Raw genomic sequence first — 18,117 nt, 5'->3', positions numbered from 1 at the left:
AGCGAACGAAATGATCGTTGGCGTACCGAAGGAGATAAAGACGGACGAGAATCGCGTGGCCCTCATTCCAGCCGGCGCGACTGCCCTTGTCGCGGCCGGACACAAGGTGTACGTGGAACGCGACGCGGGACTCGGCAGCGGCTTTCCGAACGACAGGTACGTTTCCGCGGGCGCGGAGGTGCTGGAGACGGCGGACGAGGTCTGGGACCAGGCTGAGCTCATTGTGAAGGTCAAGGAACCGATCGAACCCGAGTACGACCGGATGCGGGCCGACCAGGTCATCTTCACGTACTTCCACTTCGCGGCGGACGAGCAGCTCACGCGTCGGACGCTGGAGAGCGGTTGCGTCGCGATCGCCTACGAAACGGTCCAGCTCCCGACCGGCGAACTCCCGCTCCTCACGCCGATGTCCGAGGTGGCGGGGCGCATGGCGATCCAGCAGGCAGCCAAGAACCTCGAGCGGATCGCCGGCGGGTACGGGATTCTCCTCGGCGGCGTGCCGGGGGTGCTCCCGGCCGAAGTCGTGATCCTCGGAGGGGGCGTCGTCGGTGCGAACGCCGCGACGATCGCGGCGGGCTTCGGGGCCCACGTGACGGTCCTCGACGTGAGTCTTCCGCGACTCCGGTATCTGGCCGAGGTCATGCCCGCCAATGTGGACACGCTCTACTCGAACCGCCACTCGATTCTCGAGCAGATCGAACGCGCGGACGTCGTCATCGGTGCTGTGCTCGTCCCCGGCGGCAAGGCGCCGAAACTCGTGCGGCACGACGACCTGCGACGGATGAAGGACGGTTCGGTGATCGTCGACGTGGCGGTGGACCAGGGAGGCTGTGTCGAGTCCGCGCGACCGACCACGCACAACGATCCCACCTACACGGTCCACGGCGTGATCCACTACTGCGTGGCGAACATGCCGGGGGCCGTACCCAGGACGTCCACGCTTGCCCTGACGAACGCGACCTTCCCCTACGTCCTGAAGGTGTCGAATCGCGGGTGGGCGGCAGCGTGCGAGGAAGATCGGGACCTCGCGCTGGGCGTGAACATCGCTGGCGGACGGGTTACTTACGCGGCCGTCGCGGAGGCGTTCAACCTCGAGTACACGCCTCTCGGGGACTTGTCGGCGTAAGCCCGGCAAGCCGATCCCGGAGGAGTCCCGGAGCGACTTTCGTGTGTCCGATACTGCCTTTACATTGCTGCGTCCTTCACCCTGACCGGCCCGGATCCGGTACGATTCGCCGCCCTGGAGGTGTCCCGCCCGTGTCCTTCAGCCCACTGATGTCGAGCCAGCCCGGAAGGGCGGCCTCGTAGATGGGAAAGTGGTCGCTGCGGGGCAATTTCCTGCCGATCAGCAAGATCGGTGTGGATCTGGGGACCGCGAACACGCTCGTACACGTGGAAGGCGAGGGCATCGTCCTCAACGAACCGTCGGTCGTCGCGGTGCGGAAGGATACCGGACGTATCGAAGGGATTGGCCTCGCAGCCAAGCGCATGCTCGGCCGTACGCCAAGCGGGATCGAAGCCGTCCGGCCGCTGAAGGACGGCGTGATCGCCGATGTGGACATCACCGAGATGATGATCCGCTACTTCCTCAAGGAAGTGATGACCACGCGGTTCTTCAAGATCCGGCCTCTTGTCGTGGTGGGCGTACCGTCCGGAATCACCGAACTCGAGCGCCGGGCCGTCCGGTCCAGCGCCCATGCGGCCGGCGCCAAGGAAGTCTACATGGTGGCTGAGCCGATGGCTGCCGCCGTCGGCGTTGGACTGCCGGTCGAGACCCCCACGGGCAACATGATCATCGATGTCGGGGGAGGGACGAGCGAGATCGCGGTGATCGCGCTTTCCGGGTCGGTCGCGGACACGTCGATCCGGGTCGGAGGCGACGAACTGGATTCGATGATCGTCTCCTTCCTTCGCAAGAACTACAACCTCCTCATCGGCGAGCCGACTGCGGAAGCCGTCAAGATCCAGATCGGATCGGCCTATCCCACGGACGACGACAAGGAGATGCTCGTGAAGGGCAGGGACCTTGTCTCGGGCATTCCGAAGACGGTGCGGGTCCACTCGGCCGAGATCCGCGAGTGCCTCCAGGAGCCGATTCAGCAGGTCGTGGCCGCGGTACGGCGCGCGCTCGAGATCACGCCGCCCGAACTCGCCTCCGATATCGTGGATCGGGGGGTGGTCATGACGGGCGGAGGCGCGCTCGTGCGAGGTCTGGATACGCTGCTCGGCGAGGAGACGGGGCTCCCGATCCACGTCGACGCGGAGCCGCTTACATGCGTCGTTCGGGGTTGTGGCAAGATCCTCGAGGAATTCGGACGGTATCGTGGAGTCCTCACAAGTTGACGCCGAGACCCTCCTGAATCGCCGGCCGTGAGTTATCAGGGCGTCCGGCCGCCGCGTCGCAGGCTCCTCGATGTCGTCTTCTTTGCCCTCGCCCTCATTCTCAGCGGGATCGCCGCCGGCCTGTCGCGAGCTCATCAGAGCCAGGTGGAGTCCGCCGTCCGCGCAACAGCACTCTACCCCTTCCTGCTCCTCCATCGCCTCGCCGCGGAGCGGGGACAGGTCGAGAGCCGGGTCGACGGCCTGTTGGCGGAGCGTGATTCCCTCACGGAACTCCTCCTGCGCTACCGGGACCGCGCGGCGCCGGTCGAGGATGGACCTTCGGCGGAGGATTTGCCGGCGCTCCCCGCGGGCTCGGTCGCGCCGGCAGTCGTATACCCCGGGCGTCCCTATGTGGGTAACCCGGATCTGTTCGTGTTGTCGGGACCTGATTTTCGCGGTCGCGAGTTTCCCGTCGGCGTCTTCACCGGGATCGGGCTGGTCGGTGTGGTCAGAGTTCCCCACGGGCGCGGGGGGCGGGGCGAGTTCTGGAGCCATCCCGACTTCCGGGTCAGCGTCCTGACCGAGGACGGCGGCGTGTCGGGCCTCGTGCGGCCGCTGCGCGCGGACGGAGGGCAACCGGTGCTCCTCCTCGAGGGCGCGCCCTTCCAGGCGGACATCCCCGTGGGGACTCTGCTGGTCACGACGGGAATTGCAGGCGTCTATCCGCCGGGAGTGGCGGTGGGGCACGTCCGTGAACCCGACGAGCCGGAGGCCGGCTGGATGAAGCGCTTTGTCGTCGAGCCCGCCGTCCGTCCGGAAGAGGTCAGAGATGTGTTCGTATGGAATCGTCCGGCCTTGCCGGCCGAGATCGAAACGGACACAGCGTCCGCGCCGGCGGAACCCGCCCCCGCGCCGGTGGACTCGGCTTCGGTCGGTCGATGAGCCCGGCCGGGAAATGGCTCGTTGCCGTGCTGTTGCTCGTCCTGCACTTCGCACTGCATCCGCTCTGGAGCCGCTGGCCGGTCGGACCGGACCTTGTCGCCGGAGGGCTGATTCTGGGCTCGATGCAGCTGCGATGGGGGCGGGCCGCGGTCTTCGGGTGCGTGATCGGCCTCCTGGAAGCGTCGATCTCATTGGGAGCGATGGGCCTCACGATGTTACTCTTCTCCTTGACGGGAGCGTTCGTGGGCTGGGTGCGGCACCTCATCTACTCGGACTCGGACCGGGTTACGCCCGCTTTCGTCTTTTTCGGAACGTGGTTCCTGCGCATCGCGGTCACGCTCTTCGTCGCCGGAGATTTGTCGGCGGGCGCGCTGCTCGTCTACGCCATCGGATCGGCAGCGCTGACGATGGCTGTGTGCTGGGCCACCGGAGGGCTGGTATCGGCGGTTACGAGGTGAGGGGGAGGATGTGAAGGGCGACAACGGACACCGCCTGATCCGGAGAACGCGAGGCCGCTGGGCGGCCGGCGCGATCTTCTTCTGCCTCTCGGTCGTCGCGGCGGGGTTCGTCAATCTCCAGATCTTCAGGGCAGAGCTGTACACCCTCCGTTCGAGCGAGAATCGGCTGCGTACCATCACGGTTCCGGCACCACGCGGGACCATCTACGACCGGTATGGGCGGGCCATCGCGGACAACGTGCCCGGATACGACGTGTCGATGCTGCCCGGTCCCCGCGACTCCATCGCCGCGGAACTCGATCGTCTCGCCGAGCGGCTGGAGCTGTCGCCCGAGCGGCGCGCCGAGCTGCTCGCCCGCAATCGGGATCGGCCCAACGAGGCCCTGGTTGTGCGCGAGAACGCGACCTTTGAGCAGGTCGCCTTCATCGAGGAGCGTCGGCCCCGGTTTCGCCGCGTCGTCGTGGATCAGAGGCCGCGCCGGCGCTATCCGGCGGGGCCCTCGGCCGCACACCTGATCGGATACGTGGGGGAGATAAGCCAGGAGGAACTGGCTCGGCCCGAGTACACGGGCTACGTGTCCGGCCAGTCGATCGGGGAAGGGGGGCTGGAGGAGCAGTACGAGCACAGGCTGGCCGGGCGGAACGGGATCCGTTACGCGGAAGTGAACGCTCTCGGTACGATCGTGCGGGATCTGGGTATCGCCCAGGCTCAGGCGTCGGTGCCTGGCGAGGACCTGCATCTGGGTATCGATCTCGACCTGCAGGTCTATGCCGACTCGGCGTTTCCGGAGGGCATGCGCGGCGCCGTCGTGGCGCTCGATCCCACCAACGGCGAGGTGCTCCTTCACTACAGTTACCCCACGTTCGACCCCAACGCGTTCATCGGCGGCATTCCGCTGGATGTGTGGAACGCTCTCCGCGATCACCCGGACAAGCCTATGCTCGACCGCGTCTCCATGGCCTCCTATCCGCCGGGATCCACGTGGAAGCTCGTCATGTCCACCATAGGCATGAAGAGGGGCGACCTCGCGCTCGATACGTACCACACGCATACCTGTGGGGGCGGGCTCATGTACCAGACCCGCTACTTCCGCTGTTGGCTGGCGAGGGGACACGGCCGCCTGAATCTTTCCGAAGCGATCAAGCATTCGTGTAACGTCTGGTTCTACCAGGCGGGACAGCGGATCGGCCTCGATCCCATCCTCGCGGGAGTGGGAGCATTGGGGTTCGGACGCAGGACGGGCATCGACCTTCCGTCCGAGACGCAAGGTCTCTTCCCCGACTCCAGGGAGTGGTACGACGACCGGCTGGGGCCTGGAGGCTGGACGGAGGCCGTCGTGTGGAACCTCTCGATCGGGCAGGGAGAAAACGCGCAGACGTTGCTCTCGATGGCCCAGTTCTACGCGGCGCTGGCTACGGGGGGGGCACCCGTCAAACCCCACCTGGTACGGGATGAGACGCTCGCGCAGCAGCGGGCGGACTGGACGCTCGATCTCCCCGAGCTCCAGCGAGACCAACTCGTGGACGCGCTGGCGCGTGTCGTGAATGAACCCGGGGGCACCGCGTACGGCAGCCGCCTCGCCCGCTGGACCCTGGCCGGGAAGACCGGCACGGCCCAGAACCCGCACGGCCCGCCCCATTCCTGGTTCGTGGGCTTCGCGCCCGCCTACGATCCGCGCATCGTGGTCGCGGCGATCGTGGAGCATGGGCACCCGGACGGAGCCCCTTCGCTGGCCGTGCCGCTCGCCGCCCGGATCGTGGACCGTCATCTCGAGAAGCTCGGCCTGCCGCCGGAGGAAACGCCCGGCGTCCGTCCCGTGGAAGCGCCGCCGGTGGACGCGGGCGGTTGAGCACCCACCGGCGGATCCCCGGAGTGGGCGATCCGACGCTGCTTGTGCTGATCCTGTTCATGACGGCCCTCGGGATCGCGATGATCTATTCGGCCGGACTCGTCGACATCCGCTCGCCGGCCACCGGCATCTGGGTTCGCCAGCTGTACTGGTTTGTCGTGGCCATCGTCGCGCTGGGCGTGACCTCGCGCTTTTCGCTGCGTTTCCTAGAGTGGCTTGCGCCGTGGATCTACGGACTCTCTGTGCTCCTCCTCGTCCTCGTCCTCTTCATCGGAACAGGCCCGAACGGGAGTTGGCTTGAACTCGGCCCCGGGCGACTGCAGCCGGCGGAAGTCGCGAAGCTGGGGACGATCCTTATGCTGGCGAGCGTAATGGGAGGTGCGCCGGGGGGGTACGAGCGGTTGGTGGAACTGTGGAGACCCGGCGTCATCGCGCTCGTCCCGTTTGCTCTCGTGCTGCGGCAACCGGACCTCGGGAGCGCAATGATCTTCGGAGCACTCTTCCTCGCCACCCTGTTCTGGGCCGGCGTCCCGCTGTCCAGGATCTTCCTGGTAGCGTCCCCGGGACTCAGCCTCCTGCTCGGCTTCAACTGGATCGCGTGGGGCCTCTGGTTCCTCATCGTCGCCGCCTGCCTGTACGTGCAGCGCCTCTTCATCCTGGAGTCCCTGGGCGTGCTCTTCGCCAACGTGTTCACGGGCGCGCTCACGCTCCGCATATGGGATTCGCTCGCCGACTATCAGCGGAACCGTCTCCTCGTCTTCCTGGATCCGGAGATCGATCCTCTCGGTGCCGGCTGGCATCTTATCCAGTCGAAGGTCGCCATCGGGTCCGGCGGACTCATCGGCGCAGGGTTCGCCAACGGCCCGCAGAAGCGGCTCGCCTTCCTCCCGGAGCAGCATACGGACTTCATCTTTTCCGTCGTGGGGGAGGAGTTCGGGTTCATCGGCGTGATGCTGTTTCTGGTGATCTTCGCCCTCGTGCTCTGGCGCGTGCTTCGCGTGGCAACAACGACCGAGGATCAGTTCGGCAGCCTGATCGCGTTCTGCCTCTTTGCGGTCCTTCTAACGCACATCGCGGTGAATCTGGGGATGACGGTCGGGATGATGCCCGTGACGGGGCTGCCCTTGCCGCTCCTGAGCTACGGAGGGAGCTTCCTGCTCGTTCTCTACGCGGGCTTCGGAATGGTGCAGCGCGTAGCCTGGGAGGCCTGAGTGTCCTGGTTCAGCAAACCAAAGCGAAAGCTCGTCTCACAGAAGCGTGAGCTTCCGGGCGACGTGTGGGATCGTTGCGCCGGTTGTGGTGAGATCCTCTACAGCGGACGGCTGGAGGAGAATCTCCACGTCTGTCCGAACTGCGGCCATCATTTTCGCATCACCGCGGAGTCCTACGAGGCGATGCTGCTCGACGGCGGAGGTCTCACGGAACTCTACGATGGGCACCTGCGCTCCGCCGACCCGCTCGGGTTCGTCGATTCGCGCAGCTATGCCGAACGCGTCACGCAGGCGGAGCAGCGAGGCGGTGATCAGGATGCCATTCGCACCGGGCGCGGCGAGATCGGAGGTAGAGAGGTCCACCTCGGGACCATGGACTTCCGCTTCATCGGCGGATCCATGGGGTCGGTCGTAGGCGAGAAGATCCGGCGTCTCGCCGACCGCTCTTTCGAGCGGCGAGTGCCGCTGGTCATCATCTCCGCTTCCGGGGGGGCGCGGATGCAGGAGGGGATCCTCTCCCTCATGCAGATGGGCAAGACGGCGGCAGCGCTCGAACAGCTGGCGGGTGCCGGCATCCCCTACGTGAGCATCCTCACGAACCCGACCACGGGCGGCGTTACCGCATCGTACGCGATGCTGGGCGACGTGATTCTCGCGGAACCCGGCGCCCTCATCGGCTTCGCCGGCCCGCGGGTGATCAAGGAGACGATCCGGCAGGACCTTCCGGAGGGATTCCAGACGGCGGAGTTCCTCGAGGAGCACGGGATGATCGACCGCATCGTCCCGCGCCCCGAGATGCGCGGCGCGCTCGCGGGCCTTCTGGATCACATGTGCTGACAGGGGACGGGGACGCCCTCGCGGCCCTGTTCGACCGCCGTCCGGTCACCACGATCCGCTGGGGCCTCGACAGAATCGAAGCGCTCCTGACAGAGCTGGGGCGACCGGAACGCAGCTTCGACGCCCTCCACATCGCGGGCACGAACGGCAAGGGGTCGACGGCCCGCTTCGCGGCGTCAATGCTGGAGGACGGCGGCGCGCGCACGGGCCTCTACACCTCGCCTCACCTCGCCAATGTGCGGGAGCGGTTTCTGATTGACGGCGCGTGGGTGGAGGAGTCCGCGCTTCAGTCGGCGGCCTCCCGGGTCCTCGGCTGCAGGGCCGCCGAAGCCTGTACGTACTTCGAGGTGGCCACGGCGCTTGCCTTCACCTGCTTCGCGGAGTGCGGCGTGGAGGTGGCGGTCGTGGAGACCGGCCTCGGCGGCCGCCTCGACGCGACGAACGTGCTGCGCCCCGCCGGAACGGCGATCACCCCGATCGGCCTCGACCACACGGAATGGCTCGGCGAAACTCCGGAGGCGATCGCGAGGGAGAAAGGCGGGATCCTCAGGCGGGGAGTTCCGGCCTGCCTCGGCCGAATCGACCCACTGCCGCTCGCAACACTCGAGCGAATCGCGCGGGGTGTTGGCTCACCGGTCGCGCGCCTCGGAAGGGAAGCAAGGGTGTCGGAGGTCGAGGCGCGACGTGCTTTCGGGGGGATGCGCTTCCAATACGTCTCGGAGGCGCGTCCCGGCGGGTTGCAACTCGCGACCGGCCTTCCGGGCCGTCACCAGGCGGACAACGCGGCTCTGGCCCTCCTTCTGCTGGACCGTTCGGGTTACGCCCCGGACGCGCGCTCCGTGCGCCGCGGCGTTGCGCGGGCGCGCCTGGCCGGCCGTTTCGAGGTCCGGCCCCTGGGGCACGGCCGGCCGGGTGTGGTGTTCGATATCGCGCACAACCCCGCGGCCATCGAAGCGCTTTGCGGGACGCTCGTCGAGGTGTCGGTCGCGCGCCCGCTCGTCACCGTGGTGGGGATGCTGGCCGACAAGGATTGGAAGGGAGCACTGGCCCGGCTCGCGCTTGACAGCGACGCTATGATTCTCACTCGATCCGCCATCCCCGCGGAGAGGCGGTGGGACCCGTCCGGTGCGCAGGCGTGGCTGTCGCGTGAGCGGGCCTTCGAGGCGACCGTGTGCCGGAACGTGGCCGAGGCGGTGTCCCGGGGCCTCAGCCTCGCTGGTGCGGGAACGCTATTGGTCACAGGATCCGCATATACCGTGGGCGAGGCTCGGGCGCTACCGGCACTCGCCGGCGTACGACAAAGAGGAAAGGAGACTAGAGATGCTGTACGATCCCAGACTGGTACAACCGATGAGGGACGAACTCACCCGCCTCGGCGTGCGTGAGCTTCGGACCTCGGTCGACGTTGACGAGGCCCTCGCGGCCGACGGGGAGACGCTCGTCGTCGTCAACTCCGTGTGCGGCTGCGCTGCGCGCAATGCCCGACCCGCCGTGGCGATGGCCATGGGTCACGGGACGCAGCCCGATCGCGTGGTCACGGTCTTCGCGGGCCAGGATGTGGAGGCGACGGCGCGAGCGCGGGAGTACTTCGCCGGCGTCCGGCCCTCCTCCCCGTCCCTCGCGCTGCTTTCGAACGGGGAGCTGCAATTCATGCTCGAGCGGCACCAGATCGAGGGCCGGTACGCGCAGGACATCGCGGCCGATCTCACGAAGGCGTACGACCAATACTGCGCGGCGAGCTAGTCACCAGGGGTTCGTGCCGCGGGCTGCGGGCGCTCCTCCGGCCGTGAGTTCCGGGGACATCCGCGGCCTGCCCGGTTTTCGAGATTTCTTTCCCGAGGAGCTGGCCCTCCGCCGGCACATCTTCTCGGCTTGGCGGCGCGTCGGCGCCCGCTACGGATTCAGGGAATACGACGGGCCGCCGCTCGAGGCGCTCGAACTCTACACGCGGAAGTCCGGCGAAGAGATCGTAGGCCAGCTGTACGAGTTCGAGGACAAGGGTGGGCGCCGCGTGGCGCTGCGGCCCGAGATGACGCCCACCTTCGCGCGCATGATCGCCACCCGTGCCAGCGGGCTCCCGAAGCCGGTGCGCTGGTTCTCGATCCCGCAGCTCTTCCGCTACGAGCGGCCGCAACGGGGTCGGCTCCGCGAGCACTTCCAGCTCAACATGGACATCGTCGGCGAGACGAACCCGCTCGCCGACGCGGAGATTATCAGCGCGGGTATCGACGCGCTGCGGGAACTCGGCCTGGGGCCCGCGGACATCGTGGTCCGGATCTCGGACCGGCGTCTCATCGGGGCGCTCCTCGACGCGCACGGGATCGCTGCGGAAGACCATGTCGCAGTCTTCGGCGCCCTCGACCGGCTTGAGAAGGAGGGAGAGGACGGGGTCCGGGCGCGGCTGGCCGCCACGGGTTTGGACGTGGATGTTGCGGCACGCCTTCTCGGGGCTCTCGGACTTCCGCTCGAAGAGTTGACGGCGGCGCACGGAGGCAACGAGGCGATCGGCGAGGCGGCCGGGCGACTGTCCACCGTGTTCGCGCATCTGGGCGCCGCGGGTTTCGCCGAATTCCTCAGATTCGATGCGGGCCTGGTCCGCGGACTCGCCTACTACACGGGGACCGTGTTCGAGATCTGGGATCGGCGGGGGGAACTGCGCGCGATCTGCGGGGGCGGCCGCTACGATGACCTTCTGAGGGCGCTGGGGGGTGTGGATATGCCGGCCCTCGGCTTCGGCATGGGGGATGTCGTCCTCACGGAACTGCTCAGGGACCGGGGGCTCGTGCCCCCTGCGGCGCGCCCCGTGGACGACTACCTCGTATGTGTTTCCGATGCCGAGCGCCCGCTGGCCCTCGGCCTGGCCCGCGCCCTCCGCGATCAGGGACGACGGGTGCTGTACGACCTCCGCTCGCGCGGCGTGGGACGCCAGTTCAAGGCCTCCCACCAGGCGGGAGCCAAGCGCACGATCGTGCTCGGGCCGGAGGAGGCGGCGCGGGGCGTCGCGGTACTTCGCGACATGGCCTCGGGCGAGGAACGGGAAGTAGCGATCGAAACCCTGACCGGGCGACCGTCCGGCGAGTGAGAGGGGAGGCGGTGCGGTGAGTCGCGTACTCATCCTCGATTTCGGATCACAGTTCACCCAGCTCATCGCGCGTCGCATTCGCGAAGAGGGCGTGTACTGCGAGGTGCACCCGCCGACGCGGAGCCCGGAATGGGTCCGCCGCTACGACCCGGCGGCCATCGTCCTCTCCGGAGGACCGGCGAGCGTGTACGACGAAGGCGTACCCACCGCCCAGCCCGAGACCCTCGCCATGGGCGTCCCGATTCTCGGGATCTGCTACGGAATGCAGCTCGTCGCGGATCTCGTCGGGGGAGAGGTGCAGCAGGCCGAGCGCCGCGAGTACGGGCGGGCGGAGCTCAAGGTTCGGTCGACGGACCCTCTCTTCCACGGATTCGCCGACGACGAGCCCACACAGGTCTGGATGAGCCACGGCGACTCCCTCCACTCGCTTCCCCCCGGCTTCGAGGTGTCGGCGACCACGGAGAACTCCATCGCCGCGATCCGGTCCGAAGAACGGCGGATCTGGGGGGTGCAGTTCCATCCGGAGGTCGCTCATACGACGCGGGGCGGGGAGATGCTGCGGAACTTCCTGTTCGAGATCGCCGACTGCGAGATGAGTTGGAACGCCGCGAACATCATCGATCATCAGCTCACCGCGGTCCGCGAGTTGGTGGGAGATCGTGAAGTGATCCTGGGCCTTTCCGGCGGCGTCGACAGCTCCGTGGCGGCGGCCCTCGTGCAGCGGGCGGTAGGGGACCAGCTCACCTGCATCTTCGTCGACACGGGCCTGCTGCGAAAAGGGGAGCGCGACGCCGTGGAGGGGGTGTTCGGTGAACACATGGGGATGCGGCTGGAGGTCGTCGACGCGGCTGACCTCTTCATCGAGCGCCTGGCCGGCGTCGAGGAACCCGAGGAGAAGCGGGTCATCATCGGCCACACCTTCATCGATGTGTTCGAGGAGGCGGCGGGCCGGCACGGGGACGCGCGTTTTCTCGTGCAGGGAACGCTGTACCCCGATGTGATCGAGTCCGTCTCGGTGTGGGGGCCATCGGTGAAGATCAAATCTCATCACAACGTGGGCGGACTCCGGCCGGACCATCCGTTCGAACTCATCGAACCCCTGCGGGAACTCTTCAAGGACGAAGTGCGCGCGGTGGGCCGCGAACTGGGCCTGTCGGAGGAGATCGTCGGGCGTCATCCCTTCCCCGGGCCAGGCCTTGCCATCCGCATTCTGGGCGACGTGACGCGCGAGAAGCTGGACACGCTGCGGGATGTGGATGCGATCTACCTGGACGGAATCCGCGCCGCCGGGCTCTACGATGAGATCTGGCAGGCGTTCGCCGTCCTGCTGCCCGTCCAGTCCGTCGGCGTCATGGGAGATGCGCGGACGTACGAGAACGTGGTCGCGCTACGGGCGGTCACTTCCCTCGACGGAATGACGGCCGACTGGTTCCAGTTCCCGCACGACGTGCTCGGGCGCATCTCAAACCGCATTATCAACGAGGTGAAGGGGGTGAACCGCGTGACCTACGACGTGTCCTCGAAGCCCCCCGCCACGATCGAGTGGGAGTAGCCGGCGTGGTGGGATCCCGTGCCCCGGACGGCGCACGGTGCCGCGAAGTTGCAGGGTGGCTTGATGACTACCTGTGCGTGGACGAGATCGAGGACTACCCCTTCGCCCTCAACGGGCTACAGGTGGACGGACGCCGCCCGGTCGTCCGCATCGGGGCGGCGACGGACGCCTGTCAGGCCACCATCGATCTCGCCGCCGAAGCCGGGTGCGACCTCCTGCTTGTCCACCACGGACTGTTCTGGGGTGGTGTGCGTCCACTCGTCGGCCCCGCCTACGAGCGCTTCCGGCGGCTCGTCGAAAGCGGTATGGGGCTGTACTCGGCGCACCTCCCGCTGGACGCGCATCCCCGGATCGGAAACAACGTCCTGCTGGCCGCCGAATTCGACCTCCGGGACATCGAACCGTTCGGGTCCTTCAAGGGGAACGACGGGATCGGCGTCATCGGCGCGATCGACACCTCGCTCGGTGAACTCGCGGCTCGTGCGGAGGTCGTGTGCGGACGCGTCCCCATCGTGATCGACGGGGGCCCCGGGCGCGTATCCCGGCTCGCCATCGTCACGGGAGGCGCGGGTTCGATGATCGAGGCCGCCGGAGTGGCGGGAGCCGACACCTTCCTCACGGGGGAGGGGAACCATCACACGTACCACGAGGCGATGGAACTCGGGATCAACGTGATCTATGCGGGTCACTACGCGACCGAGACGCTCGGTATCCGGGCCCTGGCGGAGTGCGCCGCGGAGCATTTCGGGGTGGAGTACATCTTCTTCGACGTGCCCACCGGCCTCTGAAGGCCCGACACTACGCTAGAAGACCGAAACCTTGAGGTCGGTCAGGTAACGATCCGGCCGTTCCCGCACGTCCCGCAGCAGGAGGGCGAGTTCCTCGCCGGCGGCGCGCAGCTGCCCCAGCGTCTCCAGCAGTTCATCGTGGACCGTGTCTTCCTGCAGGAGTTTGCCGAGCGTTCCCTCTCCGCCCTCCAGCCCCCGCGTGATCTCGGCGAGGGATCGGCCGGTGGCCGAGAAATCCGCGCTGGCAGCGGCGAGGCGCGACGACAGCGTGTCGAGATTGGCCAGCGTGCGGTCGACTTCCTCCGACCCCGACATCCCCGCCAGCCGATGGGACAGGGTGTCCATGTTGGCGAGCAGGTTGCCGATCGAGGCGCGCTCCGTCTCGAGGATCCCCGCGAGTTCCCGCATCGCCGTCGTGAAGGCTTCCGATCCCGAGGCGACATTATCGGCCAGGCCGCTGCCGAGCATCGATTCCAGCTCCCCGATCAGGGAGCCTACCTCGTCCCCGAGGGTCGAGGCCAGCGACGTGAGGTCGGATCGGCGGTCCAGGGCGAGCGTGTCTCCCTCGGCCAGCGTCCGGGCACTCATCCCCGGCACAAGTTCAACGAGCTGCTGGCCCAGGAATCCGTCCGGCTGGATGGTGCCCTTCGTATCCGCCGGCAGCCCGACGCGCGCAGACAACGTCATCGCGAGCACGACGCGCTCCGCTTCGAGCGTGACCTCGTCCACGGTGCCGACCTCCACGCCGCGCAGGAGGACCGGCGACGCGGTAGCGATCCGGTTCGCGTTCGCCGCGATCCCCCACACGCGGATCGTGGGGCCGCGAAAGGGCGAGCCCGAAATCCAGAACAGGCCGGCCACGATCACGACCGCCGCCAGGATGACGAACGCGCCGACGCGGACCTCGACGCCCCGGTCCCGCAGTCCCGGATCCCTCACCCGTGACCCCGCGTGGGCGCCGCGTCGAGGAACTCGCGCACCGCCCGGTTGTCCGTTTCGCGCAGCTGTTGCGGAGTTCCCTCCGCCGCGACGACTCCGTCCGACAGGAGGGCGATGCGGTCGGCCAGGAAGAAGGCCGACTCGAGGTCGTGGGTCACGACGATGCTGGTCGCATCGACCTCCTCGCTCACGCGCGCGATCAAGCGGTTGATACGGGTGGCGTTGACCGGGTCGAGTCCCGTCGTCGGTTCGTCGTACAGGACGTAGCGACGCTTCCCGATGATCGCCCGCGCGATGGCGACCCGCCGCTGCATGCCGCCGGAGAGTTCGGCCGGCAGGAGCGTTAGCACCTCCGGCTCCAGGTTCACGTGATCGAGCGCGGTCCGGACCAGTTCCTCGCACCTGGCCGCACGGCCGCGGCAGAAACCGGGAGGGAGACCCATCAACAGGTTCCCGCGTACCGTCATGGAGTCGAAGAGGGCGGAATTCTGGAACACGTAGGCGGTCCTGGTGCGAACGGCGGCTATCTCGGCCCGGTTGGCCGACGGTACCGAGATCCCGTCGACGACGATGTCTCCGCGGTCCGGGTCGAAGAGGCCGACGATGTGCTTGAGGAGGACGCTCTTCCCCGTCCCTGACGGCCCCATGATGGCAAGGGTTTCGCCTTCCCGCACATCGAGGTCCACGCCGCTCAGGACGGGACGCCCCCCGAGCCGCTTGTGCACACCGATGATCCTGATCACGTGAGCGTCTTGTACACCGGCCCGAGTACGGTATCCAGGACCATGATCGACACAATGATGGCGACGACCGCCCGCGTCGCCGTGCGGCCGACACCCGCCGCTCCGCCGCTCGCGCGCAATCCCACGTGGCTCGAGATGAAGGTGATCGCGAATCCGTACGCGACGGCTTTCACGAGCGAGAAGATCAGCGCGCCGTGATGGTAATAGCCCTTGGCTCCGTCCACATACTCGCCCGTGCTCAGCCCGAGGATGCCGACCGAAGTCACATAGCCGCTGAAGATCCCCATCGCGTTGGCGAGCATGACGAGCGGGACCAGAATGAGGGTTCCCGCCACGACCCGCGGGACCACGAGCTCCACGACGGGATCCCGGCCCATGGTCAGCAGCGCATCGATCTGATTCGTGACCTTCATCGTGCCGAGTTCGGCCCCGATGGCCGCCCCGACGCGCCCGGCGAGCACGACCGCCGTCAGCACGGGCCCCAGTTCCGTGAGCATGCCGCCCACCACGCCGCCCGCGACGATCTCCCTCGGAAGTCCGGGGGAGAGTTGGTACATGGTCTGCTGGGCCATGACCGCACCCGAGAGGGCGCCCATCAGCAGCACCAGGGGGAGGCTGTCGAGGCCGATGAATTTCGCGTGCTGGATCGTCTCCAGCGCGTACCGGCGCGGATGGACGAGCGCGCGGAGCGTCGCGACGCCGAGCATGCCGGCCCTTCCGGCATGCAGCGCCGCGGCCCGGGCGGACCGGCCTGGCGCGGCAAGGAGGTTCGGCACCGTCAACGGCCCTCGTGCCTCTCCGCGTCCGTCACGTCCGCCTGCGATTCCGGGCGCGGAACGCCGTCGAGCACGTCCACCTCGAGTCGAATCGCTTCCCACAGGCGGTGCATGCGTCGGGGGTCATCGCCGAACCGGGCGGCGAACTCCTCGAGTTGCTGTCCGGTCACCCCATGCTCATCGAGCGTCGCGACCCGCACCGAATCGCCCTCCGCGGTGCTCGCATACTTCGCCCGCGCCCAGCTGAGCTTCGCCATGACCTGGACGTACGTGCCCTCGTCCAGGCTGACGCCGGATCCGCCGCAGCCGGCGCCCACGAGGCACGCGACGACCAGACTGAACCTCAGGATGGTTCCGTCTCCGCACGGGCGCTTCATTCGGAAGACCGGAGGGAGGCGCGGTACAGCCACAATATGAATCCGACCACGACCGCGGCGCCGATCCAGCTCGCGGCCGTATCGAATCCCTCGGGCGCGACGTTCAGTACATCGGTGCTCTGCGCGGCCGCAAACGGGATCGCGAGGAAAATCCCGACGAGCGCCTCTCCCGTGATGAGCCCGGAAGAGATGAGGAGGCCGCGGTGGTTCGCCTGCTCGACAGCCCCGTTGTCGCCGCCGCCGCGCCGCACGGCCCGGCCCACCAGCCACGCCACGACCCCGCCCACGAAGATCGGGACCTCGAGTTCGATGGGCAGGTAGATCCCGACCGCGACCGCGAGGACCGGAATCCGCAGGCTGGAGCCGCGCGCCTTGAGGACCTGGTCCAAGGCGATGACGCCCGCCGCGATCAGCTGCCCCGATCCCGATCATCCCCCACGGGAGATTGCGCGAAAAGACGCCATCGGCGACGGAGGCCATGAGCGTGGCCTGCGGCGCTTGCAGCATCTCGTCCGGATCCATCCCCTCGCGCGGCAGGACACCTCCGAGCCCGTAGGCCTCGAACAGGAGACCGAGGATCGGCGCGATGACGAGCGCGGCGGCGGTGACGCCGATGAGCTGCATGATCTGCTGCTGCCGCGGCGTGGCGCCGACGAGCCGACCCGCTTTCAGGTCCTGCATGTTGTCGCCCGCAATCGCCGCGGCGCAGGCGACCACCGCTCCCACGAGGATGGCGGTCGCGGCCGCCGAGAGCGCCTGGCCCCCCGAGATCGTGAAATCGATCTGCAATCCAAGGAGGAGGTAGAGGATGAGGGAGATCGTGGGGATCGTCGCAATCGTCACGCCCGAGATCGGGTTGTTCGAGGAGCCTACGAGGCCCGCCATGTAGCCCGCGACCGAGGCGAAGAGGAATCCCGCCAGGAGAGCGAATACCGTCCCTAGCCCGAGCACGAGCCAGTACAGCCCGGGCGTGATCGAGAGCGCGCCGCGGTCGATGACCAGCACGAACACCGCGAGGATCGGCACCGCGAGTGCCGCGGTCCCAATCCCGACCATGTTGATCGGCATGTCCCGCTCGGTACGCGGGATCTCCGGCCCGCCCTCCGCCGCCCTGGAGGCCCGGAGCGCCTCGATGGAGGACCGCACGCCATCCCTCACGTGGCCCAGGAGCGAAACGAGCGCCCATACGCCGCCCACGACCATGGCGCCCACGCCCATGAAGCGGATCTGCGCGCTCCAGATCGCGGCGGCGGCATCGTACCCGCTCGCGTCCCCCGTGATGCCGGCCACCACCTGCGGGTCGGTGACCGCCATGTAGATGGGGATCCCCGCGAGCCAGGATATCGCGCCGCCCGCGAGCACGAGGCTGCCGACGCGCGGTCCGACGATATATCCGACGCCGAGCAGGGCGGGGGAAAGGTCGCTTCCGACACCGAACACCGATCGGCCGACCGTAAGGCCGTGCTCAACGGAGGAGCCCGCGATCTTGAGGCCGGTCTGCGAGAACTTCAGCAACGCGGCGGCCACGCCCCCGAATGCGATCAGCTTTGCCCCGGCACCGCCGCTGGCCCCGGCCTTCAGCACTTCCGCCGTCGCCACGCCCTCCGGGAAGCGAAGGTCCGCTTCGACGATGAGCGCCCGTCTGAGCGGTATGGTGAAGAGGACTCCGAGGATCCCGCCGCAGAGCGCGATCCCCATCGTGGGCAGGAACGGAAATCCCGCCCAGTGGCGCAGAAGGATGAGGGCCGGCAGGGTGAAGATCACGCCGGCCGCGAGCGACTCGCCCGCTGACGCGGCCGTCTGGACGATGTTGTTCTCGAGGATATTGTGCTCGCGGAACATCCTCAGGATCGCCATCGAGATCACGGCGGCCGGGATCGACGCGGATACGGTGAGCCCCACCTTGAGGCCCAGATAGGCGTTGGCCCCCGAGAGCACGGCGGAGAGGAGGATGCCGAGGACGATCGCCTTTCCCGTGATTTCGGGCAGCGATTGCGAGGCGGGGATGTACGGCTTGTGGGAGCCCGATTCCGAGGCGCCGGCTGCTGGGTCCGACATGGTCATCTCTCCAGATTGTCCCGGGGCCGACTCGGGAGACGATCGAATCCTCGTGCGGCGGGGTCGACCGAAGGGACGCTAGTCGCGGGTCCGGCAGGGGTCAACACGGGAACCCCTGCCGAAGTGGCACCATGTCGAGGCGGCGGACCGCCCGCGTCACCGCCTGATCGGCGGCCCCCCGCC

The 18,117-nt window shown here is 67.8% G+C and carries 16 protein-coding genes and 1 pseudogene; 12 read left to right on the top strand and 5 right to left on the bottom strand.

Features of this window, described 5'->3' with window-relative positions:
* The first annotated feature begins 10 nt into the window (after window positions 1-10).
* The 12 genes from ald to ACOOGH_RS06705 all read left to right on the top strand — a co-directional run bounded on the left by ald (window position 11) and on the right by ACOOGH_RS06705 (window position 13,041).
* Window positions 11-1,126, top strand: coding sequence for an alanine dehydrogenase (gene ald / locus ACOOGH_RS06760; protein WP_420448193.1), 1,116 nt, complete (start codon window positions 11-13; stop codon window positions 1,124-1,126).
* A 182-nt stretch (window positions 1,127-1,308) separates the two neighbouring features.
* Entirely contained in the window at window positions 1,309-2,343 is a 1,035-nt protein-coding gene (locus tag ACOOGH_RS06755; RefSeq protein ID WP_420448192.1) for a rod shape-determining protein, read from the top strand.
* A gap of 27 nt (window positions 2,344-2,370) precedes the next feature.
* A complete protein-coding gene (locus ACOOGH_RS06750; protein WP_420448191.1) occupies window positions 2,371-3,264 on the top strand; it encodes a rod shape-determining protein MreC in 894 nt (297 codons plus the stop codon).
* Complete coding sequence (locus ACOOGH_RS06745) at window positions 3,261-3,722, top strand: hypothetical protein (protein ID WP_420448190.1); 462 nt, start codon at window positions 3,261-3,263, stop codon at window positions 3,720-3,722. The genes ACOOGH_RS06750 and ACOOGH_RS06745 overlap by 4 nt, the downstream gene beginning before the upstream one ends.
* 10 nt (window positions 3,723-3,732) lie before the next feature.
* Complete coding sequence (gene mrdA / locus ACOOGH_RS06740) at window positions 3,733-5,571, top strand: penicillin-binding protein 2 (protein ID WP_420448189.1); 1,839 nt, start codon at window positions 3,733-3,735, stop codon at window positions 5,569-5,571.
* Window positions 5,568-6,782, top strand: coding sequence for a rod shape-determining protein RodA (rodA, locus tag ACOOGH_RS06735; RefSeq protein ID WP_420448188.1), 1,215 nt, complete (start codon window positions 5,568-5,570; stop codon window positions 6,780-6,782). The genes mrdA and rodA overlap by 4 nt, the downstream gene beginning before the upstream one ends.
* On the top strand, window positions 6,783-7,619 hold the full coding sequence (gene accD / locus ACOOGH_RS06730; protein WP_420448187.1) for an acetyl-CoA carboxylase, carboxyltransferase subunit beta: 837 nt from the start codon (window positions 6,783-6,785) through the stop codon (window positions 7,617-7,619).
* Complete coding sequence (locus tag ACOOGH_RS06725; protein ID WP_420448186.1) at window positions 7,613-9,004, top strand: bifunctional folylpolyglutamate synthase/dihydrofolate synthase; 1,392 nt, start codon at window positions 7,613-7,615, stop codon at window positions 9,002-9,004. Before accD ends, ACOOGH_RS06725 begins: the two co-directional genes overlap by 7 nt.
* Window positions 8,970-9,362, top strand: a complete 393-nt coding sequence (locus ACOOGH_RS06720; RefSeq protein WP_420448185.1) for a BrxA/BrxB family bacilliredoxin — start codon at window positions 8,970-8,972, stop codon at window positions 9,360-9,362. The genes ACOOGH_RS06725 and ACOOGH_RS06720 overlap by 35 nt, the downstream gene beginning before the upstream one ends.
* Window positions 9,363-9,405: 43 nt before the next feature.
* Window positions 9,406-10,701, top strand: coding sequence for a histidine--tRNA ligase (hisS, locus tag ACOOGH_RS06715; protein ID WP_420448184.1), 1,296 nt, complete (start codon window positions 9,406-9,408; stop codon window positions 10,699-10,701).
* Between the two features lie 16 nt (window positions 10,702-10,717).
* On the top strand, window positions 10,718-12,253 hold the full coding sequence (gene guaA, locus ACOOGH_RS06710) for a glutamine-hydrolyzing GMP synthase (protein ID WP_420448183.1): 1,536 nt from the start codon (window positions 10,718-10,720) through the stop codon (window positions 12,251-12,253).
* Window positions 12,254-12,258: 5 nt separating this feature from the next.
* The gene (locus tag ACOOGH_RS06705; protein WP_420448182.1) at window positions 12,259-13,041 is read left to right on the top strand and encodes a Nif3-like dinuclear metal center hexameric protein; all 783 of its coding nucleotides are present in this window, start codon (window positions 12,259-12,261) and stop codon (window positions 13,039-13,041) included.
* 15 nt (window positions 13,042-13,056) lie between these two features.
* Here the strand turns inward: ACOOGH_RS06705 and ACOOGH_RS06700 are convergent, their stop codons facing one another.
* The 5 genes and pseudogenes from ACOOGH_RS06700 to ACOOGH_RS06680 all read right to left on the bottom strand — a co-directional run.
* On the bottom strand, window positions 13,057-13,980 hold the full coding sequence (locus tag ACOOGH_RS06700; protein WP_420448181.1) for an MlaD family protein: 924 nt from the start codon (window positions 13,978-13,980) through the stop codon (window positions 13,057-13,059).
* Window positions 13,977-14,723, bottom strand: coding sequence for an ABC transporter ATP-binding protein (locus ACOOGH_RS06695; RefSeq protein ID WP_420448180.1), 747 nt, complete (start codon window positions 14,721-14,723; stop codon window positions 13,977-13,979). The genes ACOOGH_RS06700 and ACOOGH_RS06695 overlap by 4 nt, the downstream gene beginning before the upstream one ends.
* Entirely contained in the window at window positions 14,720-15,499 is a 780-nt protein-coding gene (locus ACOOGH_RS06690; protein WP_420450083.1) for an MlaE family ABC transporter permease, read from the bottom strand. The genes ACOOGH_RS06695 and ACOOGH_RS06690 overlap by 4 nt, the downstream gene beginning before the upstream one ends.
* Window positions 15,500-15,872: 373 nt before the next feature.
* Complete coding sequence (locus ACOOGH_RS06685) at window positions 15,873-16,265, bottom strand: OPT/YSL family transporter (protein ID WP_420450082.1); 393 nt, start codon at window positions 16,263-16,265, stop codon at window positions 15,873-15,875.
* Between the two features lie 82 nt (window positions 16,266-16,347).
* A pseudogene (locus ACOOGH_RS06680) lies at window positions 16,348-17,934 on the bottom strand (OPT family oligopeptide transporter); the annotation flags it as partial.
* Between the last annotated feature and the right edge of the window lie 183 nt (window positions 17,935-18,117).

Origin of the sequence: Candidatus Palauibacter sp., assembly GCF_965213655.1 — a bacterium.
Taxonomy (GTDB): domain Bacteria; phylum Gemmatimonadota; class Gemmatimonadetes; order Palauibacterales; family Palauibacteraceae; genus Palauibacter.
Note: the sequence above shows the minus strand (reverse complement) of the source record. Positions and strands in the feature narration are given on the sequence as shown.